Origin of the sequence: Rhodoferax sp. PAMC 29310 (genome assembly GCF_017948265.1) — a bacterium.
Taxonomy (GTDB): Bacteria; Pseudomonadota; Gammaproteobacteria; order Burkholderiales; family Burkholderiaceae_C; genus Rhodoferax.
On the sequence record NZ_CP072852.1, the window covers coordinates 4,434,154 to 4,456,888 of the forward strand.

Consider the following 22,735-nt stretch of genomic DNA (forward strand, 5'->3'; position numbering starts at 1 on the left):
AAGCGCCCATGCTAGAACTTAACGCAATCAGTAGATCCTGCACTCTCAGCCCCCGACACGCTGTTCACTACCGCTCGTTGGTGCCGACAACTGTCTTTCTTCGACTGCACTATCGGGTCAGGCTGCAAGTGGCTTGCGACGATCAATGATGGTGGGCAACAACTCGGTCACCGTCGGGTGCACCGGCAGCGCCTCGCGCACTTGGCGCCAGCTACCCTTGCTGGCCATGACCAGTCCGATGGCCTGGATCACCTCGTCGCCCGCCATTCCGAGCATCGTGGCGCCGAGAAAATGTCCGCTGTCCTCGTCAATTAGCAGCTTGATGACCCCGGTGGTTTCGCTCTCCTCCTTGGCGCGGCTCACGTCCTTCATGGCGTACACGGCCTGGCTGATGTGCCGACCATCCTCGGCCACCAGGCGCTTGGCATCGGCCTCGTACAGGCCCACGTGAGCCAGGGGCGGATCGGTAAACATGGCGTAAATGCTTGTGCGCGCATCCGCGCTGCGCTGCCCGCCGTCGAGGTTCTCGGCCAGGATGTCGTGATCGTGGTAGCTGGTATGGGTGAATGCGCCGCGGTGATTGATGTCGCCCAGCGCCCAGATACCCGGCACGCCGGTCTCGAGCCGTTCGTTGGTGAGGAGATAACCACGTTCGTTGGTCTGAAGGCCGACACTCTTCAACCCCAGATCGCCGGTGTTGGGCGATCGCCCCACGGCCACCAGCAGGTGGCTGCCTTCGATGATCCGACCATCAGCCATCTCAACGCGGGTACCGCCTTCGGTCTTGCCCGGCAACACGCGCGCAATGTCCACGCCCATCTGCAGTTCGATGCCCTCAGCACGCAACATGTCGGCAATGGCAGCAGACACATCCTCGTCCTCGCGCGCGGTCAGCCGCGGCCCGATTTCGATGATGCTCACCTCGCTGCCCAGCCGCCGGAAAATCTGCCCCATCTCCAGGCTGATATAGCCGCCGCCGATGATCACGAGCTTGCGCGGCAACTCACGAAGTTTCAGCAGGCTATCGTTGTCAAGATAAGGGTTGTCCGCCAGCCCGGGAATGGGCGGCACGAAGGCCCGCGTGCCGGTGTTCAAAATGACCATGGGGGCTTGCAGCGTGCGCGAGCCCGCTTCCACGAGGAGGTCATCGCCCGAGTGGCCCGCCAACCTGCCGTGCGCCTTGACGATGGTCAGCCCGTCCAATCCGCCCAGCCAGGACGCCAGGCCCGCACGCGATTCGTCCACGCGAGTTTGCATGCGCTGCATGGCCACTTCGAAGTTGACGTGGACCGTCCCAACTTCAACGCCGAACTCGGCCGCGCGCCGCGCGAGATACGCCACCCGGGCTGATTTGCGCAGGGTCTTGGTCGGCGTGCAGCCCCGGTTGACGCAAGTGCCGCCCAACTCGTGGGACTCCACCAGCGCCACCTTGCGGCCTTCTGTTGCCAGCTTGGCGGCCATGGAGGGGCCGGCTTGTCCGGCGCCGATGACGATGGCGTCAAACGATTCGGTCGCCATCACGCCACCTCCTGCGCGCCGCGCCAAAATGCCACTCGGTCATTGACCTGCTTGGTAACGACCGTGTTTTTCAAGATTGCCTTCATCAAAATCTCCTCGTTGTGCTTTGGGCACGTTGCTGTCTCGAACCGGTCCCCGCATTGCGGGAGCCGTGTTGTCATGAAATCTCACTTCAACTCGTAAGCCAAGACAGAATCGCCCGTCGTGGTACCGAACGAGCCATGGCCGCCCGCTGCGACGACCACCATTTGTTTGCCACCGATGCGGTAGGTCATGGGGGTCGCCTGGCCGCCTGCGGGCAGCCGACTTTGCCAGAGCTTGCGCCCCGTCGTCACGTCGTAGGCGCGCAGGTAATTGTCCAGCGTTCCGCTATAGAACACCACACCACCGGCCGTGATCAAGGGCCCGCCCAGGCTGGCCACGCCCATCGGGAAAGGAATGGGGAGCACGCTCGGCATCTGATCGCGCACGGTGCCGTGGCGGTGCATCCACGCGCGCTGACCGCTGCGAAGATCGACCCCGGCGATCGCACCCCAGGGCGGCGCTTGGCATGGCAGGCCGATGGGCGACAGGAACGGACTGATCTTGACCGCGTAGGCCGCACCGAGGTTCTCGTTCCAGTGCTCGCTGGCACCGGCGCTGACGACATTCGTCACGGCATTGGGGCGTGGAATCAACTGGAACGTGAAGGCCAGGAACGCCGGTGTGCCGACCATGATCTGGCGCACCGGATCGACCGCCACGCCGCCCCAGTTGAAGACCCCCAGATTGCCCGGATACACCAGCGTGCGCTGTGTCGATGGTGGCGTGTAGGGCCCGTCATACTCCATTCTGCGCAACTCGATGCGGCAGATGAGCTGGTCCAGCGGTGTGGCGCCCCACATGTCCTTCCCGCTCAGGGCGGCTGGCATGAAGCTCAGCGACGAATGGGGTTGTGTCGGCGCCGCGAACTCGCCGGGCACCGTGCTGGCGGGGGCCGACAACTCGCGCACCGGCAGAATTGGCTTGCCGTTGCGGCGGTCCAGCACATACAGGTCGCCTTGTTTGGTGGGCTGGACCACTGCGGGCACCAGCTTGCCGTCAATCGTCAAGTCAATCAATGACGGCTGCGACGGCACATCACGGTCCCAAAGGTCGTGGTGCACCGTTTGGAACAGCCAGCGCAGCTTCCCGGTCGCCACGTCGAGCGCGATGAGGGCACTGGAGAAGCGTTCGACCTCCGGACTGCGGCCCGCGCCCAGTTGGTCGGGCGAGCGGTTGCCCAGCCCGATGTAGACCAGCCCGAGCTGCGCATCGACGCTGGACGGTGCCCAGTTGTTCGGCGCACCAGCGGTATAGGTCTGGCCCGGCAACAGCGGCTCGGTATTGTTTGGTCGGCCTGGATCGAAGTTCCAAACCAACTTCCCGCTGTGCGCATCGAACGCCCGTATCACACCGGACGGGTTGAGCACGGACGCGTTGTCGTTGATTGCGCCACCGACAATCACCACGCCGCCGGCCACCACGGGTGGCGAGGTCTGCATGTAGGAACCAGCACGCAGGTTCGGCATACCCGTGTTGAGGTCGACCACGCCTTTGTCACCAAATTCGAGACAGGGCTTGCCGGTCAGCGCGTCCAGCGCAAACAGACGCGCGTCGATGGTGGGCAAGAAGATGCGACGGGTACAAGTTGGCAGCTGAGCTGCGGCCGGCGCGCTGGCAGGCGCTTGCGATGCCCCGCCGGAGCTATCGAAGTAGGCCACGCCGCGGCACGTCAGATGCTGGCTGCTGTGGCCCACTTCAATGTGCGGGTCGAAGCGCCAGCGCTCCTGCCCGGTGGCGGCGTCCAGGGCAATGGCGTGTTGCCGAACGCTGCACAAGTAAAGCAGATCGCCAACCTTCAACGGCGTGACCTCAAAAGTGCGTTCAACCGGGTCGCTCGGTCGCGGCGTCTCGCCGGTGTGGAAAGTCCACGCCAGATCCAATCGGCTCACGGTGTCGGGCGTGATGTCGGCCAGCGACGAGTAGCGCTGGCCTTGCCCAGTGCCGCCATAGGCCGGCCAGTCGTCGCCCGCGACGCGAGGGGCATCCGCGCGACCTTGCGCCGCAACCGCTGCGACAGGCGACTCTGGCAAGCTGCCCGCGACATCGAAGGGGTCGCGCGTGATCGAAATCGCCGTCAGGGAAACCACCAACAGCATGGCCCCTGCCAGCCAGCCGCGTGGACCGCGCCATGACGATCGCTCAGCCCGCCCCACAACGCCTGCTTCGCCCAGTGTCCGGTCGATCCAGGGGGCCAGCAGCCACAAGCCGACGACGGCGAGCAGCGCACCCCGGGGAATCAGCGCCCAGCGATCGAGCCCCACCTCCCACAGCGACCAGACTGCCATCGCTACCAGCAGCGTGGCATACACCCCTAGTGCCATGCGGCGACGGCGAACCAGCAAGGCGCCGCACACCGCCAAGGCCATGCCGGCGACGCCATACGCCCAGCTACCACCCAGCGCTGCCAGCCAGAGCCCCCCGGCACCAAGGGCGGCGCCGAGGAGGATGAGGATCCATGCGGTGATCAATGTCAATACCATTTTGGGGTTCTCCTTGTTGGGCGAGGCCAGAAAAACCGGCGATGGAATCGGCTCGCCGGACCTGTGTTTGAAACAGTGCTGGCTGCCACGAGCAAGGCGTGGTGAGCAGCGCAGACTGCGGTTCGAGCGGTTCGAAGTTCCTCGCCGTTGAACTTTGACTGATCAATCCGAGAAGGTCTGTTCGTTACCGCACAGACGCGCCCATTTGCACCCCCGTACCCTTGGACAAAGTGCTGCGGGAGATGCACCCTACTGTGCATCCGCTGCTCCTGTCCTTGTTGAGCGCGCTGCGTTCTAAACATTTGAAAGTGAGAACACCATGATTCGCCAAACCAAAGACCTGCAGGATCTCGCCATTGGCGCCACCGATGGCACCATCGGCGACGTGAAGGATTTCTACTTCGATGACGAGGCCTGGGTGATTCGTTACCTCGTCGTCGACGCCGGCTCGTGGCTGTCCAGCCGCAAGGTATTGATCTCGCCCATTGCCGCCGGCAAGCCCGATTGGGATGCCAAGTTGTTGCCGGTTACGCTGACCCGTGAGCAAGTCAAGAACAGCCCCGAAATCGACACCGACATGCCGATCACCCGACAGCACGAGACTGAATATCTTGACTACTACAGCTATCCGTATTACTGGGGTGGCATGGGCTTGTGGGGCCGTGGCGGATCTCCGAACATGCTCTTGCCCGGTTACGACGGCTATGGATCTGCCACTGCGGCCCGCGCAGAAGCGGACAACGCCCAGGCAAGAACGGAGGCACGCCAGCGTGACCAGGATCCTCACCTGCGCAGCTGCAATGCAGTGGACGGGTACCACATCGAAGCCAGTGACGGCGAGATCGGATACGTGAAGGGCCTGCTCGTCGACGAAGAAAGCTGGGCCATCCGATACCTGGTGGTGAGCACAAGCAACTGGTGGCTCGGCCATGACGTTCTGGTGGCCCCGCAGTGGATTAAGCGCGTGAGCTGGGAGGACCAGACCGTGGTCGTCGACCTGAATCGTGAGGCCCTTCAACAAGCGCCCATCTACGACGCGTCAAACTCATTGACGCGCGAGATGGAGATCGCCGTGTTTCAACACCACGGGCGCAAGGGCTACTGGGCTGACGAAGCGCGCCAGCCGAAAAAAGGAGCCCTCGATCGGACCGATGCCTGACACTCAGCAGATCGCCGCGGCCGCCGATCTGGCTGACACGCGCTGCCGCTCACCGGCCTTGGTCGACCTGCGCTTTACGATTCGCTGCTGACCGCCCCATTGGCGACGCTTCGGCCCGCTTCAGGTAGCGGTAATAGTCGCTGTCGGTCGTGAGGATCACCGTCGCGTTTTTGTTCTGCCCCTCCTTGTAGGCTTCCAGGGTGCGCGAGAAGGCATAGAACTCGGCGTCTGCGCCATACGCCGCGCCGTACACGCGCGTCGCCTCTGCATCTGCCTTACCGCGCACCTCCTGAACACGCCGGTAGGCAGTGGAACGGATCTGGCGCAGCTCCTTCTCCATCGTCCCGAGAATCTCGGCACTCTGGCCCTCACCCTCGGACCTGAAGCGGGCGGCGATGCGCTTGCGCTCGGAGATCATGCGCGCGTAGACCTTCTCGCGCACGCTCTCGACATAGTCGAGGCGCTTGATGCGCACATCCACCAGTTCGATCCCATATTGGGGAACGACCTCGCGCGCCTTCTCAAGAATGGTGCGGGTCAGCTCCTCACGTCCGCGCGCCACTTCCTTCTTTAGCTCGGCTTGCACCTCGGCGGGCACTTCCTCCAGAAGCGCATCCTTGGGAATCACCCAAGAGGCGCTTCGCACCAGCTCCACGAGTTCGCTGCCCGACACCTGGTCACGCACCACGGAGTCGATGATGTCGTTCAGGCGCGAGGTGGCGCCGGCCTCTGTCGCCATGCTTTCAAGGAATTTCTTGGCATCCGCGATGCGCCAGCGTGCCATCGTATCGACCCAGATGAACTCGCGTCCTTTGGTCGGAATTTGGTTGGGGTCGCCGTCCCAGATGAGAATGCGCTTCTCGAATCGCCGCACGTCCTGCACGAACGGCAACTTGACGTGCAACCCGGCCTCGGTGACCGGCGCGCCCACGGGACGGCCGAACTGCACGATCACCGCCTGTTCACCTTCCTCGAGCGTGTAAAAGCTGCCAAGTACGGCTACCCCGAGTGCGAGCGCCGCTAGGCCCCCACCGACCTTCAGTATGTTTTTCATGGTTGTCCTCCTGCCGTCCTGGATTGCGCAGGCAGTTGTGGCGAGTCAAAGCGCAGCAGCGGCAGCAGCGACTTCTGATCACTGTCGACGATGTACAGCGCCTTGGCCTGAGGCAGGATGTCCCCCATCGACTCCAGATACAGGCGCCGACGCGTGACTTCCGGAGCGAGCAGGTACTGTGCCAGGATCGCCGTGAATCGCGTAGCTTCTCCGTTGGCACGGTTGACCCGCTCGACGGCGTAGCCTTCGGCCTCGGTGACGGTGCGCGTGGCCTCGCCGCGCGCCTTGGGGATCTCGCGGTTGGCCTGCTCCTGCGCCTGGTTGATCGTGCGCTCGCGGTCCTGCCGTGCCTCGTTCACCTCATTGAAGGCGGGCTTGACGGTGTCCGGCGGCGTCACGTCCTGTAGCTCTACCGTGACCAGCCGAACACCGGTCTCGTAGGCACTGAGGATCTTCTGCATCTCCACCTTGACCTCGGTGGAGACGGCCACGCGGCCGACTGTCAGCACGTCGCTGCCCAGCCGGTTGCCGACGACCCGTCGCATGACGGCCTCGGCGACGTCGCGGATGGTTTGCCGTGACTCCCGAACTTGGTACAGGTAGCGCACCGGGTCCTCGATGCGCTACTGCACGATCCATTGGACATCGATCACGTTCAGATCGCCCGTCAGCATCAGCGAGACCTCCTTGAAGGGCTTCTTGTCGGGCGCGTACTGTGTTCTTTCGCCACCTACGGTGGAGGTCGTGGCAAAGCCGAACTATTCCTTCAGGACGCGCTCCGTAGGTACCCGTCGGACGCGTTCGATGCCATCCGGCAGTTTGAAGTGCAGGCCCGGACCCACCGTGCGGTTGACCGCGCCAAAACGCTGGATGACGCCCGTCTCTTCGGGCTGCACGGTGAACCAGGTTGACCAAAGGAAAAAGAGCAGCACCGCGCCAGCAATGGCTGCGACAATTGGTCGACTGCCGATCGCGTCAGCGCGTTTGCGAAACTCTTCGACGACGTATTCAGGGTCATTGATTGGCATGCTTCGGGTCCTCTGTGCCAGTGCGCCCCAGCGCCGGCTTCATTTCGATAGGGGTGTTCATGTGATCGATCCTTCACGTTGAGAGCCGATGTTCACTAGGCGAGGCATGAGTGCATTACTCCTCGGAATCCGCGTTAATGGAGCCATTGCTGCCATAGCGCGGGATCGCGATGCATGGATTGTGTGGTTCATGAGGGGAGTCCTTTGTGTCTGTTGCAAGGCTAGGCGGCGAAGCCGCAAGATCTAGGCCGGAGCTGACTTGTCAGTCTGTGCCGTCAAGCGCCGGCCGTCTGTGCGCTGGCGCACAGACGGCCGGCGCCAAACGCGCACACTTGGATTCACGGACCTTGGCAACGCGCCCGGCGCCGTTGCTGCTTCGTCAAACGAAGAACTTACTGGAGGTGAAACGAACCGTGACTGTCAACTTGACGCCTGACACTCTTACACAGGCGCACTGGTCCGACCCGGCATTGCCGCCCTCGGGCCAGCCGGAAAGGGCCGTCGCCAACCGCACCGATGCCTGATCCCGAATCGCGTACCGAGCCGGTGGACGATCCGTCACTGATCGATATCGCCGATCTGGCGCTGGCGCTCGGCACCGATCTGCACCACGGTCTCAGTGCAGAAAATGCTGTGACCCGTCTGCGCTCGGACGGCCCGAACGAACTGCGCGCGGCGCCCCCCGTGCCCGTCTGGCGCCGCGCGTTGGCGCAGGTGCAAGATCCATTGGTTTACCTGCTGGCGGCGGCGGCGCTCGTTGCCTTGGCCGCGTGGTGGTTCGAGGGGCGGGGCCAGCCAGGCGCGGCGGGCTGGCCGCTGGACGCCATCGTCATACTGTTTGTGATCGTGCTGAACGCCGTGCTAGGCTGGCTTCAGGAAGCCAAGGCGGCGCAGGCGGTGGCGGCACTGGCGAAGATGACCACCGCCACCTCGGCCATGTTGCGCGATGGCGCAGTGGCCCGTGTGCCCAGCGCCGAACTCGTCAGGGGCGATGTATTGGTGCTCGCCGAGGGCGATGCCGTGGGCGCCGATGCGCGATTGACGCAGGCCGTCGCGTTGAAGCTGCTGGAGGCGCCGCTCACCGGCGAAAGTGAGGCGGTGCTGAAGGATGCCGCGCTGCTGCCCGGGCCTGTGGCGCTCGGCGACCGCCTGAACATGGTGTTCAAGGGGACGGCAGTCGCGCAGGGCACCGGCCATGCCGTCGTCACCGCCACCGGCATGCAGACCGAGATGGGTGGCATCGCCATACTGCTGGAGAGCACGCCCGACGCGCCAACACCGCTGCAAGTCGAGATCGCGCATCTGGGCAAGGTGCTAGGCATCGCTGCCTTGGGTGTCGCCGGTGCCGTAGTGGCCACGATCCTGTTCATCTCGGACATCCATGGCGTGTCCGACGTCGTCACGGTGCTGCTGCTGGGCGTGTCGCTGGCCGTGGCTGCCGTGCCCGAGGGCCTGCCGGCGATCTTGTCGGTGGTGCTGGCGATGGGGGTACGCCGCATGGCGCGCCATCATGCCATCGTCAAGAAGCTGGCCTCGGTCGAAACTCTGGGGTCGGCCTCCGTCATTGCGTCGGACAAGACCGGCACGCTGACGCGCGGCGAGATGACGGTGCAGCGGGTGATGACAGCCTCAGGGCGCATCGACATCACCGGCGTGGGTTACGCCCCCGAAGGGCGTGCCGAGCAGGCCGGAGCCGCGCTGGCCGAAGGCCCCTTGCACGAGGAACTGCAAGCTGTGCTGAGAGGCGGCAGCTTGGCCGGTAATGCCCAACTTCAACAAGACGACGCCGGTATATGGGTTATCCAGGGCGACCCGACCGAAGCCGCCTTTTTGGTGGCCGAACACAAGCTGGGCAGCGCAGCCGCGCCCGAGCGCAAAGAACGCTTCGAGCGCATCGGCGAGATCCCCTTCACCTCCCAGCGCAAGATGATGTCGGTGCTGGTGGTGGACCATGCCGAAGGCGACGCGCACGTGCTCTTCACCAAGGGTGCGCCCGATGTGCTGGTGACGCACTGCACCCAGGCCCGTCGCGGCAGAGCCACGGTGGCGCTCGATGCCGCTTTGCACAAGCAGGTATCGGCCGACGTGGCTTCGATGACCGATGACGCTCTGCGCACATTGGCCGTGGCGCGCCGCACGCTGGCCTCCGACGCGCAAATTCCGGCCGATGCGCAAGAGGCGGCCACGCTGGAGCGGGACCTGGAATACCTCGGCACCGTGGGCATCATCGACCCGCCTCGCAAGGAAGCCGCCGTTGCCATTGAGGAGGCGGGCCAGGCCGGCATCCGCGTGGTGATGATCACCGGCGACCACCCGCGTACGGCGGTGCGCATTGCGGCCGATCTGGGCATCGTCGACAGCGGTGCGCCGGTGCTCACGGGCATTGATCTCGACAAGCTGGACGAAGCCGCCTTCGCCGCCGCAGTGCAAAAGACATCGGTGTTCGCCCGCGTGGCGCCCAAGCACAAGCTGGGCATCGTGCAAGCGCTGCAGGCCAGCGGCAACGTGGTGGCCATGACGGGCGACGGCGTCAACGATGCCCCGGCGCTGAAGGCCGCCGACATCGGCGTGGCGATGGGCGTGGCGGGCACCGAGGTGACCAAGGAAGCGGCCCGCATGATCCTGGCCGACGACCATTTCGCCACCATCGTGCTGGCGGTGCGCGAAGGGCGAGGCGTGCTGGACAACATCCGCAAATTCTTGCGCTACCTGCTGTCGTCCAATTTGGCCGAGGTGCTGACGGTGTTTGTCGGCGTGGTGGGGGCAGGTGTCATTGGACTGAAAGCCACCGCCACTGGTTCGGGTGGCACGCTGGCGTTGCCGCTGCTGGCTACCCAGATCCTGTGGATCAACCTGGTCACCGACACCGGGCCCGCGCTGGCCATGGGCGTGGACCCGATCGCCGACGACGTCATGGCGCGCAAACCCCGCACGCGCAGCCAGCGCATCATCGACGCCCGCTTGGGGCTGGGTGTGCTTGAGGGCGGCATCGTGATGGCGGCGCTGACTTTGCTCACGCTGGATCTGTTTCTGCCCGGCGGGCTGATTGAGCCGGTTGATGCCTGGCTGGGCCCTGGACCGCACAGCTTGGAACTGGCGCGTACAGCTGCCTTCACTGTGCTGGTGCTGACGCAGTTGTTCAATTGCTTCAACGCGCGCTCGGAGTCCGCATCCGCCTTCCGGGCCGCGTTCTCGAACCGCTGGCTGTGGGTCGCGGTGGCGCTGTCGGCGGCGCTGCAAGTGGCGGTCGTGCACCTGCCTTTCCTCAACCTCGCCTTTGGCACCGTGGCGCTCTCGGCGGCCCAATGGGGCTTGTGTGTGGTGATGGCCAGCGGGATTCTCTGGTTCAGCGAAGGGCGAAAGCTGTTGCGGCGGCGCTGGCTTTCACCTCTTGGGCAGTGAGCGAATGGAGGGCTCGCCAGCCGTGGGCTAGCGCCTTGCAGGCCCTGCGCGACGGGCTACCGCTGGGCGGCGGCGGTCTTTAGGGTCCGACCGGTTGTGCGGTCCCCCGTCGACGAACGGCGACCTATCTGCATCGGTGACGGGCATCAGGATGTGTTGGACTTGTCCTGAATTGGCCGCTACAGTGGCCTGTATGCGCAGGAGCACCGACGCCAACCCGTGACGGCACGATGTTGCGCGGGCATGTGAGCGCGTGTGCCCGACCCAACCCTGTGCGACTTTGTCCCTTCCTAGGCCCCGATCCTCCTCGTCGAACCCATAAAACCTACATGAAAACCCGAGCTGACAAGCCTGCTGACGCTGCCATCCCCTCCGATCGTGACCAAGATTTGACCGAAGACCAGCGTCGGAAGTCGCTGCTCAAGGCGGGTGCACTGCAAACCGCGATCCTCAACAGCGCCAACTTCTCCAGCATTGCCACCGACGAGCATGGCGTGATCCAGATCTTCAACGTTGGCGCCGAGCGAATGCTGGGTTATACCGCCGCGGAAGTGGTGAATCGCATCACACCGGCAGATATCTCCGACCCCGAGGAGCTTCTGCTGCGGGCCAAGGTGTTGAGCGCCGAGCTGATCACGCCCGTTGCGCCGGGCTTCGATGCCATGGTGTTCAAGGCGCGGCGCGGCATCGAGGACATCTACGAGCTGACCTACATTCGCAAGGATGGCAGCCGCTTCCCGGCCGTTGTTTCGGTCACAGCCCTGCGAGATGCCAGCAACATGATCATCGGCTACCTGCTGATCGGCACCGACAACACCGCCCGCAAGCAGGTCGAAGAGGCTATTCGCAAGACTGAAGAGCGCTATTCCACGATCTTCAACACAATGTTTGAGGGCTTTTGCATCATCGAAGTGATGTTTGATGGGGACGACAAGGCAATCGACTATCGTTTTTTGGAAACCAACAAGGCGTTTGAGGCGCAAACCGGCTTGATAGACGCAAAGGGAAAGCGGATGCGAGAGCTTGTGCCAACGCTTGAGGAGCATTGGTTTGAGATTTACGGCAAGGTCGCCCTGACGGGCGAGCCAGCACATTTTGAAAACGAAGCCAAGGCGTTAAATCGGTGGTACGAAGTGAGCGCTCATCGATTTGGTGAAGACGCCCAGCGCAACGTCTCTATCGTTTTCCGCAACGTTACGGCGCGCAAATTGGCCGAAGCGGCCTTGCTCAAGGCCGGCACGCTTCAGCGCGCAATCTTCGAAAGCGCCAACTTCTCCAGCGTTGCGACTGACGCTCGGGGCGTGATCCAGATCTTCAACGTTGGCGCCGAGCGCATGCTGGGCTACGCTGCTGCCGACGTGGTGAATAAAATTACCCCGGCCGATATTTCCGACTCCCTGGAACTGATCGAACGCGCCAGGCAACTCAGTGCCGAACTCGACATCCCGATCTCGCCCGGATTCGAGGCGCTGGTCTTCAAGGCCTCGCGCGGCATCGAGGACATCTACGAGCTGACCTACATCCGCAAGGATGGCAGCCGCTTTCCGGCGGTCGTCTCGGTGACAGCCCTGCGCGATGCGCAGGACGCCATCATCGGCTACCTGCTTATCGGAACCGACAATGCCGCGCGCCAGTTGGCCGACGGCAAGTTACGCTCGGCAGGCCAGTACGCGCGCAGTCTCATTGAGGCCTCGCTCGACCCGCTCGTGACCATTAGCCCGGCTGGAAAAATAACCGACGTCAATGAGGGCTCCGTCAAAGTGACCGGCGTGTCGCGCGAGAAACTGATCGGCACGGACTTCTCAGACTACTTCACTGAGCCAGAAAAGGCGCGTCAAGGCTACCGCGAGGCCTTCTTGAAAGGTTCGGTCACGGACTTCCCGCTCACCATTCGGCGCGGTGATGGGCGCCTGACCGACGTGCTCTACAACGCCTCTATCTACAAAGATGTGCAAGGGAATGTGCTATGCGTCTTCGCTGCAGCACGCGACGTGACGGACCAGAAAAAAACAGAGGCCAAGTTTCGTGGTTTCGTGGAGTCAGCTCCTGACGGCGTGGTCGTCGTGGACTCCACGGGGGAAATGGTGCTGGTCAACGCCAAAACAGAGAGCCTCTTTGGCTATGAGCGCCATGAAATGCTGGGGCAGAAACTCGAGCTTCTCATGCCATCGCGCTTCCGCACCAAACACCTAAAGCATCGCGACGGTTTCATTGAGGAGCCAAAATCTCGAGGAATGGGTGCCGGCCTGGAGCTCTACGGGCGGCGAAAGGACGGCTCCGAGTTCCCCATCGAGGTCAGCTTCAGCCCCCTTGAAACGGAGGCGGGTGTCCTGATCTCCAGCTCGATTCGCGACGTAACCCAACAGAAGCAAGCCTCGCAGTACGCGCGCAGTCTGATCGAGGCGTCGCTTGACCCGCTCGTGACCATCAGCCCGCAAGGAAAGATCACCGACGTCAACGAGGGTTCGGTCAGAGTGACGGGTGTGCCGAGGGACAAGCTCATCGGGGCTGTTTTCTCCGACTACTTCACCGAGCCCGAGAAAGCGCGTGAAGGCTACCAGGAGGCGTTCTTGAATGGCTCGGTCACCGACTACCCGCTTACTATTCGGCACCAGAACGGTCGCCTGACTGACGTGCTCTACAACGCCTCTGTTTACAAAGATGTACAGGGCAACGTGCTTGGCGTGTTCGCTGCTGCGCGCGATGTCACCAAACACAAGCTGGCCGAGGCCGAGCGCATGCGCCTCACCGAGGTGCTTCAAGACAGTCTGCTGGAGCTGAAAAAGGCCAAGGTCGAGGCCGACGAGGCCAACCTGGCCAAATCAGACTTCCTGTCGTCGATGAGCCACGAGCTGCGCTCGCCGCTGAACGCCATCCTGGGCTTTGCGCAACTCATCGAATCCGGCACGCCGCCACCCACTGCGGCACAAGCGGACAGCCTCAAGCAGATTCTGCAGGCTGGCTGGTATCTACTGGAGTTGATCAACGAGATTCTTGACCTTGCGCGGATCGAATCGGGCAAGATGTCCTTGTCACTCGAGCCGATTTCGCTGGCGGAAGTACTGGTGGACTGTCAGGCCATGATCAACCCGGAGGCGCAAAAAAGTGGCATTCAAGTCCACTTTCCGGCGCCCGAGAGTGCTGCGTGGGTGGTGATGGCAGACCGGACACGCGTCATGCAGGTGCTGTTGAATCTTCTGTCCAACGCGATTAAGTACAACCGGATTCAGGGCCAGATGAACGTGCGTTGCGATGTGGGCGCATCGGGGCGCACGCGCGTCAGCGTGCAAGACACGGGTGAAGGCCTCTCTGCCGACAAGCTGTCACAGTTATTCCAGCCTTTCAACCGCCTTGGGCAGGAGGGGGGAACTCAAGAGGGCACGGGGATCGGCCTGGTGACGAGCAAACGCTTAGTGGATCTCATGGGCGGGCGCATCGGCGTGGATAGCAACGTGGGCGTGGGCAGTGTGTTTTGGTTTGAACTCGATTCCAGCCACGCGCCACAGTCGGACATTGATTTAACCGATACCCATTTGGTACCAGCTCACAGCACGGTGACTTGTGCCGTCCGAAAAACGTTGCTCTGTGTCGAGGATAACCCGGCCAACCTGTTGTTAGTGCAGCGGCTGCTCGAGCGCCGCACAGACATTCGCATGCTCAGCACGGCTGACGGCCAGCGTGGTGTCGAGATGGCACGCGCCCAACAACCCGACGTGATCCTGATGGACATCAACCTGCCGGGCATGACTGGGATCACTGCCCTGCGCATCTTGGCCGAGGACCCCATGACCGCACACATTCCGGTGGTGGCGCTCAGTGCCAACGCCATGCCGCACGACATAGAGAAGGGTTTGCAGGCGGGGTTTTTCCGCTATATGACAAAACCCATCAAGTTGAACGAATTCATGGACACGCTGGACGCAGCGCTCGCGCACGCCACGCCAGCAGAAAAAACAGAATGAAGCCGGCGGAACGGAGTATCTTCGCCGGCTTCATTCCTATCGTGGGCAATCAGGCGGCAAACCGATGATCACTCGGTCAGAAGATTCATCGGCTAGCGAGGCGTTGGCGCCGCGAAGGGCGCGCCACCAATGGGCATACGACAATGGCCTGAACCGCTGAATTAGCACCCCGTCTCATCCGTTCCTTGCCTCCCAGTTCAACGTTTCTGACCACCAATGCAGACAACGCTGCGCTCCCATCACCACGGCCCGAGCCAGAAGTACCTTCTCGTCTGGCCACCCGCGCGGAGCCCGAGGTCGTGACCCCGCATCTCGATCCCGTCAGGATGGGACAAGGGACATGTTTTACGAGCCCACCGCGCAGGGGGGCGCGACAGTCGCGTCGGCCGAATCAGCGGGAAGGTGACTGGCGGACAAGCCAAGACGGGGCCGTGACGGCGGCCTGACACCGCAACCTCAGTCAGCGAGGTCATGACGACCAGAAGTGACCGCGCCAAGAAAACTGCGGTGTTTGTCGCGCCCTGGCCACCGTGAAGCAGGTTCACGGCACGGCTCGGACTTGGATGTGTGCATCGTCTCAATGGACGAAGCTAATTTTCCTTGCTGTCGAGACGCCGCCTGGCACGCCAACCTCGATACAGTTTCACCCCGACCGGGATCAAGGTCAGGCCGCCCAGCGCCAGCACTGAAAACAAGACCTTGTTGGTTTGTCCAGTCCCGATCTCGCTGCCAAAGTGGGCCAGCAAAAAGCTCGTCGGTGCGATGCCTGCGAGGGTCGCAATGGCGAAGCGCCAGAACGTCAACACCGTGATTCCAGCGGCATAGCTGACGATGTCAAACGAAATGAACGGCAGGATCCGGCTGACAAAAACAATGCCCATCAGTGCGCTCTGGGAACCGACCAAGCCAACAGACAGGCGGTTGCCAAACCACCGGTGCACGGTATCAAAGCCGACAAAACGGCTGATGGCGAACGCCGCCACAGCGCCGGCTTCGGCACCCAGCAAAACATACAGGGTGCCCCAGCCGTGTCCATAGGCGGCGCCGGCAGCCAAGGCAATGGGCGCGCTCGGGATCGGACTGATCAATATTGCCAGCATCATCAGCCCGATGATCGCGGCCGGCCCCCACGCGCCCATTTGGATGACCCGCGCATGGAGTGCATTGGGATCCAGGATCGTCATCAGCGTGCCGCTCTCATGCATCAACCAATACACGCAGGCAAGCAGACCCAACAAGAGAGCGCCTAAGAAAAGCTTCGATCTAACCTTCATGTCATGCTTCGTGTAGTGGCTCGGGGGTCAAGACCTTGTCTGACAGGGTAGGACATAGCTGGCTTCTTTGCCGACCGTACAAGGGTCGCACAGTGTGTCCACCACCTGGCAGTGCAGGGTTTGGGTTTTTGCGTCGGAAAGCCAACGTTTCGGTCAGGGCCAGTCATTGTTAAGTCACAGCACTATAGGTCGGCGCCTTGGCCGGGAAATTCAACTATCACGCCATTTCCGGATACGGCTGAATTCAAACCAACAATGGCGCAAATAAAGATTGAGATTGGAGCGTCGGCTACGTCGCGAGACCGATAGGGCGGCCACTATAAAAAATTCAAGGCCCGTCCTGACGCTGGTAGTGGTGGCCATACACAAACGGCTTTGCTGGTTCACGGGTGGTGAACAATGACTATTGGATTCCCATGCTGGAGCGCAGGTCAGGAGGGAGCAAAGCCTGAAGCGAGCGCACCTGGCGTTCCAGTTCCTCAATGCGGTTCAGGTTGCCTAGCAAAATGGCGACGGTAAAAATGTCCAGATCAAAATCAGCACGCATTTTGGAAGCGGTACGCAAAGGTACAACCCAGTTCGCACTGAAAGCACGTTGCTGGTTGCTCGGCGCTACCGGCACCAGCGCGCAATAGTCAACCAGTTCATCGAGTTCAGCCTCGCTCATGCCACAGCAGTCTGACAACTCTGCCAAGGTAATTGTTTCCCGGGTGTCGAGCCAGCGCCATTCGACTTGTTCTTGGGTCATCGTGGGTTCTCCTTGGGCGCGACCTTGCGCGGGTTGAAATGTGAGATGCGGGCCAGCTCCAGATACAGAGCGCGTTCTGGATCAGTCAGTGTGGTGGGTACCTCGATGTGAATAATGGCGTAGATATCGCTGCTGCCTTCGGCCAATCCGCGCCCACGCAAGCGCAGTTTTTGGCCCGAGCGCGTTCCCGCGGGGACGGTGAGCAAGACTGGGCCAGCCAGCGTGGGGACTTCTACCTCTGCGCCCAAAGCGGCCTCCCAAGGGGCCAGCGCCAGGTCAAAGTACAGATCCAGACCGTCCGGACGAAACACGGCGTGGGGTGCCAACGCAATGTGCAAGTAAATATCACCGTCTGGTGCACCGTTGTGGCCTTTGCCGCCTTTGCCACGCAGGCGCAGCTTCTGATCCTGTCGCACGCCTGGCGGAATGGTGACCTCCAGCGTTCGCTCTCCGGCGGCATCTGCCAGGGTCAAATTCATGGTCGAACCGCGACGGGCATCCGTCAAGGTGATGGTGACCGCGCTTTCATAGTCGCGACCTTTTCGTGGCATCGACGCTGACGCGGCTCCCCGTTGCCCGCGACCCAATGACGCCAGTAAATCCGCCAAGTCAAGGTCATCAAAGGCGGACCCGTCCGCAGAGAAGTCCTGCCGCCACTGTGGAGGTGGCGCAAATTCAGCGCCTGCCGGAGGGTGCCCCAGCTCGTCGTAAGCCGCGCGCTTGGCGGTGTCTTTCAGTGTGGCGTAGGCTTCTGCCACTTCTTTGAAGCGGCCTTCGGCATCCGGAGCTTTCGACATGTCCGGGTGGTAAGTGCGTGCCAGTTTTCGGTAGGCCTTCTTGATCTGATCCAGATCGGCGTCGCGCGACACGCCCAGTGTTTCATAATAGTCTTTGTATTTCATAGCATGTTGCTCTCAGTTCAAGTAGCGGTGCCGAAGAGCGAACCGACACCCGCGGTGATTGCCATGGCCATGGCACCCCACAGCGTGACTCGCCACATGCTGATGGCCACGGGGGTGCCGCCAGTCCAGGCGACAATGGCGCCCAATAGGGCCAAAAATGTCAGCGACAGGACGGCCAGTCCGACAAAAAGAATCGACGCAGGCATCAATGCAGCTGCGCCGAGTGGTAGCGCCGCACCGATTGCGAAGCTGGCGGCGGAGACCAGCGCAGCTTGAACAGGCTGCGCACTCAGAGCCTGGGTGATGCCGAGTTCGTCACGTGCATGCGCGCCCAAAGCATCGTGTTTCATCAGCTGTTCAGCCACCTGTTGCGCCAGCCCAAGATCAAGACCGCGAGTGACATAAATGGCTGTCAATTCCTTCGCCTCGGCAGCGGGATTGGCCAAAAACTCGGCGCGCTCGCGCACCAAATCCGAGTTTTCGGTGTCTTCCTGGGAATGGACCGACACATATTCGCCAGCGGCCATGGACATGGCTCCCGCCACCTGCCCGGCCACACCGATCATTAAGAGGCCACTGTGGCTGACACTGGCTGCAGCCACGCCCATCAACAAACTAGCGGTAGAAACAATGCCATCATTGGCGCCAAGCACGGCAGCGCGTAGCCAACCCACACGATCCGTGCGGTGGTGTTCCTTGTGGTTTCGGGACGATCTCATGGTGCAAACTGGGTCGCCTGGGCTCCGCTCAGGCTGTCGTCCTGGCATTGGCGCATTGCAGAATGGTGCGCGCTTTTTCTGTCTTCACCGCATCGCCGTGCGCTATCCGTCCACACTGGTCGATTTTGATGAGTCTCGTCAGTGATCAATGGGCCTTTTGATGCAGAGGTTGGAGTCAGGATGGAATCAATATCGGTTTTGACCATGCTCATTGACATCACCGGTTTCAAGGTGATCTGGTTAGCGCCAACGTTGACACCCATCCGGCAACAGGCTGTTCTGTTGACTGCTTGTCGTTGAAAGCCCCAGCCGCCTTCACCCAATGGCCTGATCCAGCTAGGCTCTTCGATTGCGTCGTGCCGCTGTGGACTGTCAGTCTTCATGGGATTACTTCAATGTCAGGGACATAAACCTAGTGTGTGGTTTGAATGTCATCTGGTCTGTGCGGTGCCGCACGCAGGAGACGAGTACAAGCTATTTTGTGACACGGTGATGACCATTCTTTGTATGTTTTCGCCTTGGTCGGCGTACTTTTCGAAACAGCGTGAAAATTCTTTTCATCGGCTGATTGCTCGACTGTGCGTGCTGCCGTTCCTGCGACTCCCCTATTTTGTCGCGTTGCGGGGTGAATGGCCCTGGCTGTTACGTGCGCTGGCGAACAGACCAACGCACATCGGTCATCAGATGATCGGTGGCAGGAGAACCGTCATGAACCCAAACACCGATCCAGCGCCAAAAGAAATCACTTGTCTTGCCCGCAGCATGACTCCGGCCGCGTTTACACGCGGCACAAAAGCACCCCGTGTTGGCGCTGGCGGTTGGTTTCCCGTGCTTGGAAAATCAGGGCTTGAGTCGGGCAACCCCTCGTCTCAGGACCGCGCCTTTATCGCCATGTTGGACGCTTATCGGCCCTACGGAGGCCTTTCACGCCTGCTTGGTTTGACAGCGGGCGGGCACGTCGAATATGAGGGGCGAGAAAGTGTTGTCGGGAAACTCGTTGACGAGGGGGCACTGTTTGGTTTTCATTGGCACGACGATGTATGGATACCGCTGTTCCAGTTCGACATGCCCGGACCGAAGGTGGCGCTTGGGCCGCAGCGTATTACCGCTCAGCTGGGACGCGGATTCGATGGGTGGGTGATTGCAAGCTGGTTTGTAAGGCCAAATGCCTGGTTGGAGAACCACAGCCCCATCGAATGCCTGAGTTCGCGCTTGCCGCAGGTGCTGGAGGCGGCTGCGCGGTTGGAGTTGTGTTGTGCAGGCCTGCCCAGGGTGGTTGTCGACGAATTCCGCCAAACAACCTGGAGCGCAACATGAACATGACGGCCAGTCCGACCTTCGTTTCCGCACTCGCTAGCCAACGTGCGTTGCCCACCCCTCGACTTGGCGTTAAGCGCAGCAAAAATCTCGATGTGGCAGACATGCTGAAACTATTGAGAGAAGCGCTAACACCGCGGCGCCATGTTGTGCATGCTGGGGACGTGATTTACCAAGCAAGCGAGCGCTTCGGCAACTTGCATTTGCTCAATGCCGGCTTCATAAAAATAGTGGGTCTGTCAGGAGATGGGCGTGAGCAGGTGGTAGGACTTAAGTTTCGGGGTGATTGGCTCGGTTTCGACGGCATTGCTACTGGGCAGTACTCGTGCGATGCGATCGCGATGGACACCGGTGAAATCTGGACCTTCAGGTGCGACGCACTGCTGGACGCCTGCGTTGGCACGCCTGCACTGCTCACGTTGCTGCACGAGGCCATGAGCCGCGAGATCGCGCACGACCGTGGCGTACTGATGTCGGTATGCTCCATGCCAGCGGAAGTGCGCGTCGCGGAATTCCTGCGCTACCTCGCCGAGTCACTCGCAGAATGCGGGCTCCGCAGCGACCAAGTCACCTTGCGCATGACGCGTGCCGAAATTGGCAACTATCTCGGCATGACGCTGGAAACGGTGAGTCGTGTGATGTCCAAATTGGCCCGTGCCAAGGTGATTGGATTCACAGAGAAGGGGCGCCGGAATGTGCTCATTCCCGATATTGACGCGCTGTCGGCATTTGTTCAATGCAGCTTGGTGTCGAAACCACCCCTTCAATGAATTTCGAGGCGGCATGTGTTGATGGTGCTGGTCATCGCCTGTGCAACAAGGCCTGCGCGGTGTCGCAGCCGTCAGCGTGGGCGTCCAGTAGCCCGTCATTGACTATGTTTTTTGTTGCAATACGTTGTAGAAACCAAAATCTGAGCTATAAAAGGGCGTTGTTGATCCATTCGAAAGCGGCATGCCCGGCGAATGAGGCGCCTTGGTCGAGTTGCCGCCGGTAGTGATGGGGGAAAAATCCCAGCTGTGGCGCGAAGTTGGCGCTACAGCCAGCGTTCCCACAGACGGGCCAACCATTCCTTGAGTTTGAACTGTATCGGCCGGTCTGCCCAGGTTTGAGGGTCAATAGGCAGCGACGCTGCCTGGTCCAGGGCAAACATGGCGGCCATCTGGTTGGCGAAATCCCGCCCCAGAATCACCGCGTTGACCTCGTCGTTGTCCATGAAACTGCGCCAATCCAGGTTGCTGGAGCCCACGGTGGACCAAACGCCGTCGACCATGCCTGTTTTGGCGTGCAGCAGGGCACCCTGGCGCTCAAAGATTTTCATCCCGCTGGCCAGCAGGCGAGCGTATTGCGCACGGCCGGCATGAAACACCAAAGACGAGTCGCTGTAGCTGGGCAGGATCAGTCGCACATCGACCCCGCGGGCGGCGGCTTTGATGAGCGACTGCAGCAATTGCGGGTCGGGCACAAAGTAGGCGTTGGTGAGGAAAACCTGTTTCTCGGCGTTGCCAATGGCCGAGATCAGCGTCAGATAAACCAGACTGAAGGGGTCGTCCGGCGTGCCGCCAATGGCACGCACGATGTCTTTTCCCACGGGAGCAAGCAAGGGAGTGTAGTTTTTGACCCTGAGCGCCTGTCCATGTTGTTTGGCCCAAGTCTGCATGAAGAGTTTCTGGAAGTCAGCCACCACCGGGCCGTGGATCTGCAGGTGGGTGTCGCGCCAAGCACCATCGCTCGCGTTGGCTTTGCGGGATGAGTGAATGATCGAACCTGACGAATACACGTTGCTGATGTTGATGCCACCCAGGAACGCCGTGCGGCCATCTACGATCAACAACTTGCGGTGGTCGCGGTTGTTGATTAACCATGACCCGTCGCGCGATGACAACGGGTTGACCGGGTTGAACTCCAGCACCGCCACGCCGGCCTGTGTCAGCTGGTCAAAGAACAACTTGGGTGTGTTCAGGCTGCCCACGCTGTCATAAATCAGGTTCACCTGAACGCCACGCCCTTGCTGCTTGAGAAGCGCCTGCGTAAATTCCTGGCCCATCGCGTCGTCCTCAATGATGTAGGACTCCATGTTGATATGGTCCTTGGCGCTGGAAATGGCGGCCAGCATGGCCGCGTGCGTGGCCGGCCCGTCTATCAGAAGGGTGACTTTGTTGCCCAGCACCAGTGAGCTCGCGTTGATGGATTGCTCCAGCGCGATTTGCTTGTCCAGAATGTCCAGGTCGCCAGACTGGCGTTTGAGTGCGGCCACGATGGCGGCACTTTGCCGGGTAGACACAGGGCCGCGGGCCGTTTCAAACCGGGCGGCCTGGGCGGTGTGGCGCGCCAGAATGGGCTCGGTGTCGGGCAAGCTTGCACACCCAGCGGTGCTGAAGACGACGAGGGCCAGCAGGACCACACCTTGAGGACGTTGGTTGAAGAGTTGCGACATGGTTTTGAAGCAATAAAAGAAGTTGAGTCAGCGTAACGGCCTGCCGGATCAACTTCAGTGCGCTGGCGCATCGACCTTGCTCTGTCCGGGAAAGAACATGGTTTTTTACCATGCCTCAGGCATTCCTGTGCACGCCACTGTCATGGTCGGAGCGCTGGGGGCATCAAGGGTCATTTGTCGAACGGCTATCCGCGGTCCCGGGAGCGAGTCACCTGCCTGACCTTGTCCGCGAGCGCTGCGACCATGGTGTCTGAGGCGAGTTCGGCCTTGACGCGCATTTGGTTGGAGGTGTCGCGTGCGCTGTCCACCGCGCCCGAGGCGGCATGCTGGGTGGCGCGGATGGCTTGATCGGCAGAACGCGAAGCTTGTTCGATCAAATGGCTGGATTTATCGGTATCAGAGATGAGTGACATAGGGAATCCTTGGAAGTAGGGAAGGGGGAGATCGATCGGGCTTAACGCCCTTTCATCGACCCGAAGACGAAGCTGGCAACAGCGAGCACGAGGAAGACAAAGAACAGGACCTTGGCGATGCCCACGGCGCCTGCGGCAATGCCACCAAAGCCAAACAGAGCCGCGACCAGGGCGATGACGAAGAAAACAACGGCGTAATGCAACATGAGAGGTCTCCTGATAGGTTAAGGGGCAGACTGAC

General features: G+C 61.4%; 17 protein-coding genes. 5 read left to right on the forward strand and 12 right to left on the reverse strand.

Annotated features, from left to right (window positions below; genetic code table 11):
• Window positions 1-117: 117 nt before the first annotated feature.
• Window positions 118-1,518, reverse strand: a complete 1,401-nt coding sequence (locus J8G15_RS20600) for a mercuric reductase (protein WP_240538391.1) — start codon at window positions 1,516-1,518, stop codon at window positions 118-120.
• Between the two features lie 167 nt (window positions 1,519-1,685).
• Window positions 1,686-4,082, reverse strand: coding sequence for a membrane-bound PQQ-dependent dehydrogenase, glucose/quinate/shikimate family (locus J8G15_RS20605; protein WP_210544783.1), 2,397 nt, complete (start codon window positions 4,080-4,082; stop codon window positions 1,686-1,688).
• Window positions 4,083-4,401: 319 nt separating this feature from the next.
• Here J8G15_RS20605 and J8G15_RS20610 point away from each other — a divergent pair, with 319 nt between their 5' ends.
• Complete coding sequence (locus J8G15_RS20610; protein ID WP_210544785.1) at window positions 4,402-5,241, forward strand: PRC-barrel domain-containing protein; 840 nt, start codon at window positions 4,402-4,404, stop codon at window positions 5,239-5,241.
• A 49-nt stretch (window positions 5,242-5,290) separates the two neighbouring features.
• On the opposite strand, the gene hflC is transcribed toward J8G15_RS20610, so the two are convergent.
• The 3 genes from hflC to J8G15_RS20625 form a co-directional block, all read right to left on the reverse strand.
• Window positions 5,291-6,295 (reverse strand): protease modulator HflC, encoded by a 1,005-nt coding sequence (hflC, locus tag J8G15_RS20615; protein ID WP_210544787.1) that lies wholly within the window; start codon window positions 6,293-6,295, stop codon window positions 5,291-5,293.
• Window positions 6,292-6,903, reverse strand: coding sequence for an FtsH protease activity modulator HflK (hflK, locus tag J8G15_RS20620; protein WP_210544789.1), 612 nt, complete (start codon window positions 6,901-6,903; stop codon window positions 6,292-6,294). Before hflK ends, hflC begins: the two co-directional genes overlap by 4 nt.
• Before the next feature lie 150 nt (window positions 6,904-7,053).
• Window positions 7,054-7,323 carry an SPFH domain-containing protein gene (locus J8G15_RS20625; RefSeq protein WP_210544790.1) on the reverse strand — a complete coding sequence of 90 codons (270 nt, stop codon included), beginning with the start codon at window positions 7,321-7,323 and terminating at the stop codon, window positions 7,054-7,056.
• A gap of 516 nt (window positions 7,324-7,839) precedes the next feature.
• On the opposite strand from J8G15_RS20625, the gene J8G15_RS20630 reads away from it, so the two are divergent.
• The gene (locus J8G15_RS20630) at window positions 7,840-10,725 is read left to right on the forward strand and encodes a cation-translocating P-type ATPase (RefSeq protein WP_210544792.1); all 2,886 of its coding nucleotides are present in this window, start codon (window positions 7,840-7,842) and stop codon (window positions 10,723-10,725) included.
• Window positions 10,726-11,054: 329 nt separating this feature from the next.
• Window positions 11,055-14,687, forward strand: coding sequence for a PAS domain S-box protein (locus J8G15_RS20640; RefSeq protein WP_240538392.1), 3,633 nt, complete (start codon window positions 11,055-11,057; stop codon window positions 14,685-14,687).
• Window positions 14,688-15,277: 590 nt separating this feature from the next.
• On the opposite strand, the gene J8G15_RS20645 is transcribed toward J8G15_RS20640, so the two are convergent.
• From J8G15_RS20645 to J8G15_RS20660, 4 genes are all read right to left on the reverse strand, one after another.
• On the reverse strand, window positions 15,278-15,961 hold the full coding sequence (locus J8G15_RS20645) for a TVP38/TMEM64 family protein (protein ID WP_210544794.1): 684 nt from the start codon (window positions 15,959-15,961) through the stop codon (window positions 15,278-15,280).
• A gap of 403 nt (window positions 15,962-16,364) precedes the next feature.
• A complete protein-coding gene (locus J8G15_RS20650) occupies window positions 16,365-16,709 on the reverse strand; it encodes a chaperone modulator CbpM (protein ID WP_210544796.1) in 345 nt (114 codons plus the stop codon).
• Window positions 16,706-17,611, reverse strand: coding sequence for a DnaJ C-terminal domain-containing protein (locus J8G15_RS20655; protein WP_210544798.1), 906 nt, complete (start codon window positions 17,609-17,611; stop codon window positions 16,706-16,708). Before J8G15_RS20655 ends, J8G15_RS20650 begins: the two co-directional genes overlap by 4 nt.
• Window positions 17,612-17,628: 17 nt before the next feature.
• Window positions 17,629-18,330, reverse strand: a complete 702-nt coding sequence (locus J8G15_RS20660; protein WP_210544800.1) for a VIT family protein — start codon at window positions 18,328-18,330, stop codon at window positions 17,629-17,631.
• 708 nt (window positions 18,331-19,038) lie between these two features.
• Here J8G15_RS20660 and J8G15_RS20665 point away from each other — a divergent pair.
• Window positions 19,039-19,647 carry a hypothetical protein gene (locus tag J8G15_RS20665; RefSeq protein ID WP_210544802.1) on the forward strand — a complete coding sequence of 203 codons (609 nt, stop codon included), beginning with the start codon at window positions 19,039-19,041 and terminating at the stop codon, window positions 19,645-19,647.
• Entirely contained in the window at window positions 19,644-20,417 is a 774-nt protein-coding gene (locus J8G15_RS20670; protein ID WP_210544803.1) for a Crp/Fnr family transcriptional regulator, read from the forward strand. The genes J8G15_RS20665 and J8G15_RS20670 overlap by 4 nt, the downstream gene beginning before the upstream one ends.
• 263 nt (window positions 20,418-20,680) lie before the next feature.
• Here the strand turns inward: J8G15_RS20670 and J8G15_RS20675 are convergent, their stop codons facing one another.
• The 3 genes from J8G15_RS20675 to J8G15_RS20685 form a co-directional block, all read right to left on the reverse strand.
• Window positions 20,681-22,081, reverse strand: coding sequence for a phosphatidylserine/phosphatidylglycerophosphate/cardiolipin synthase family protein (locus J8G15_RS20675; RefSeq protein WP_210544806.1), 1,401 nt, complete (start codon window positions 22,079-22,081; stop codon window positions 20,681-20,683).
• A 185-nt stretch (window positions 22,082-22,266) separates the two neighbouring features.
• Window positions 22,267-22,494: a hypothetical protein gene (locus tag J8G15_RS20680; protein ID WP_210544808.1), complete on the reverse strand. Its 228-nt coding sequence runs from the start codon at window positions 22,492-22,494 to the stop codon at window positions 22,267-22,269.
• 41 nt (window positions 22,495-22,535) lie between these two features.
• Window positions 22,536-22,700, reverse strand: coding sequence for a DUF1328 domain-containing protein (locus tag J8G15_RS20685; RefSeq protein WP_210544810.1), 165 nt, complete (start codon window positions 22,698-22,700; stop codon window positions 22,536-22,538).
• Window positions 22,701-22,735: the final 35 nt, after the last annotated feature.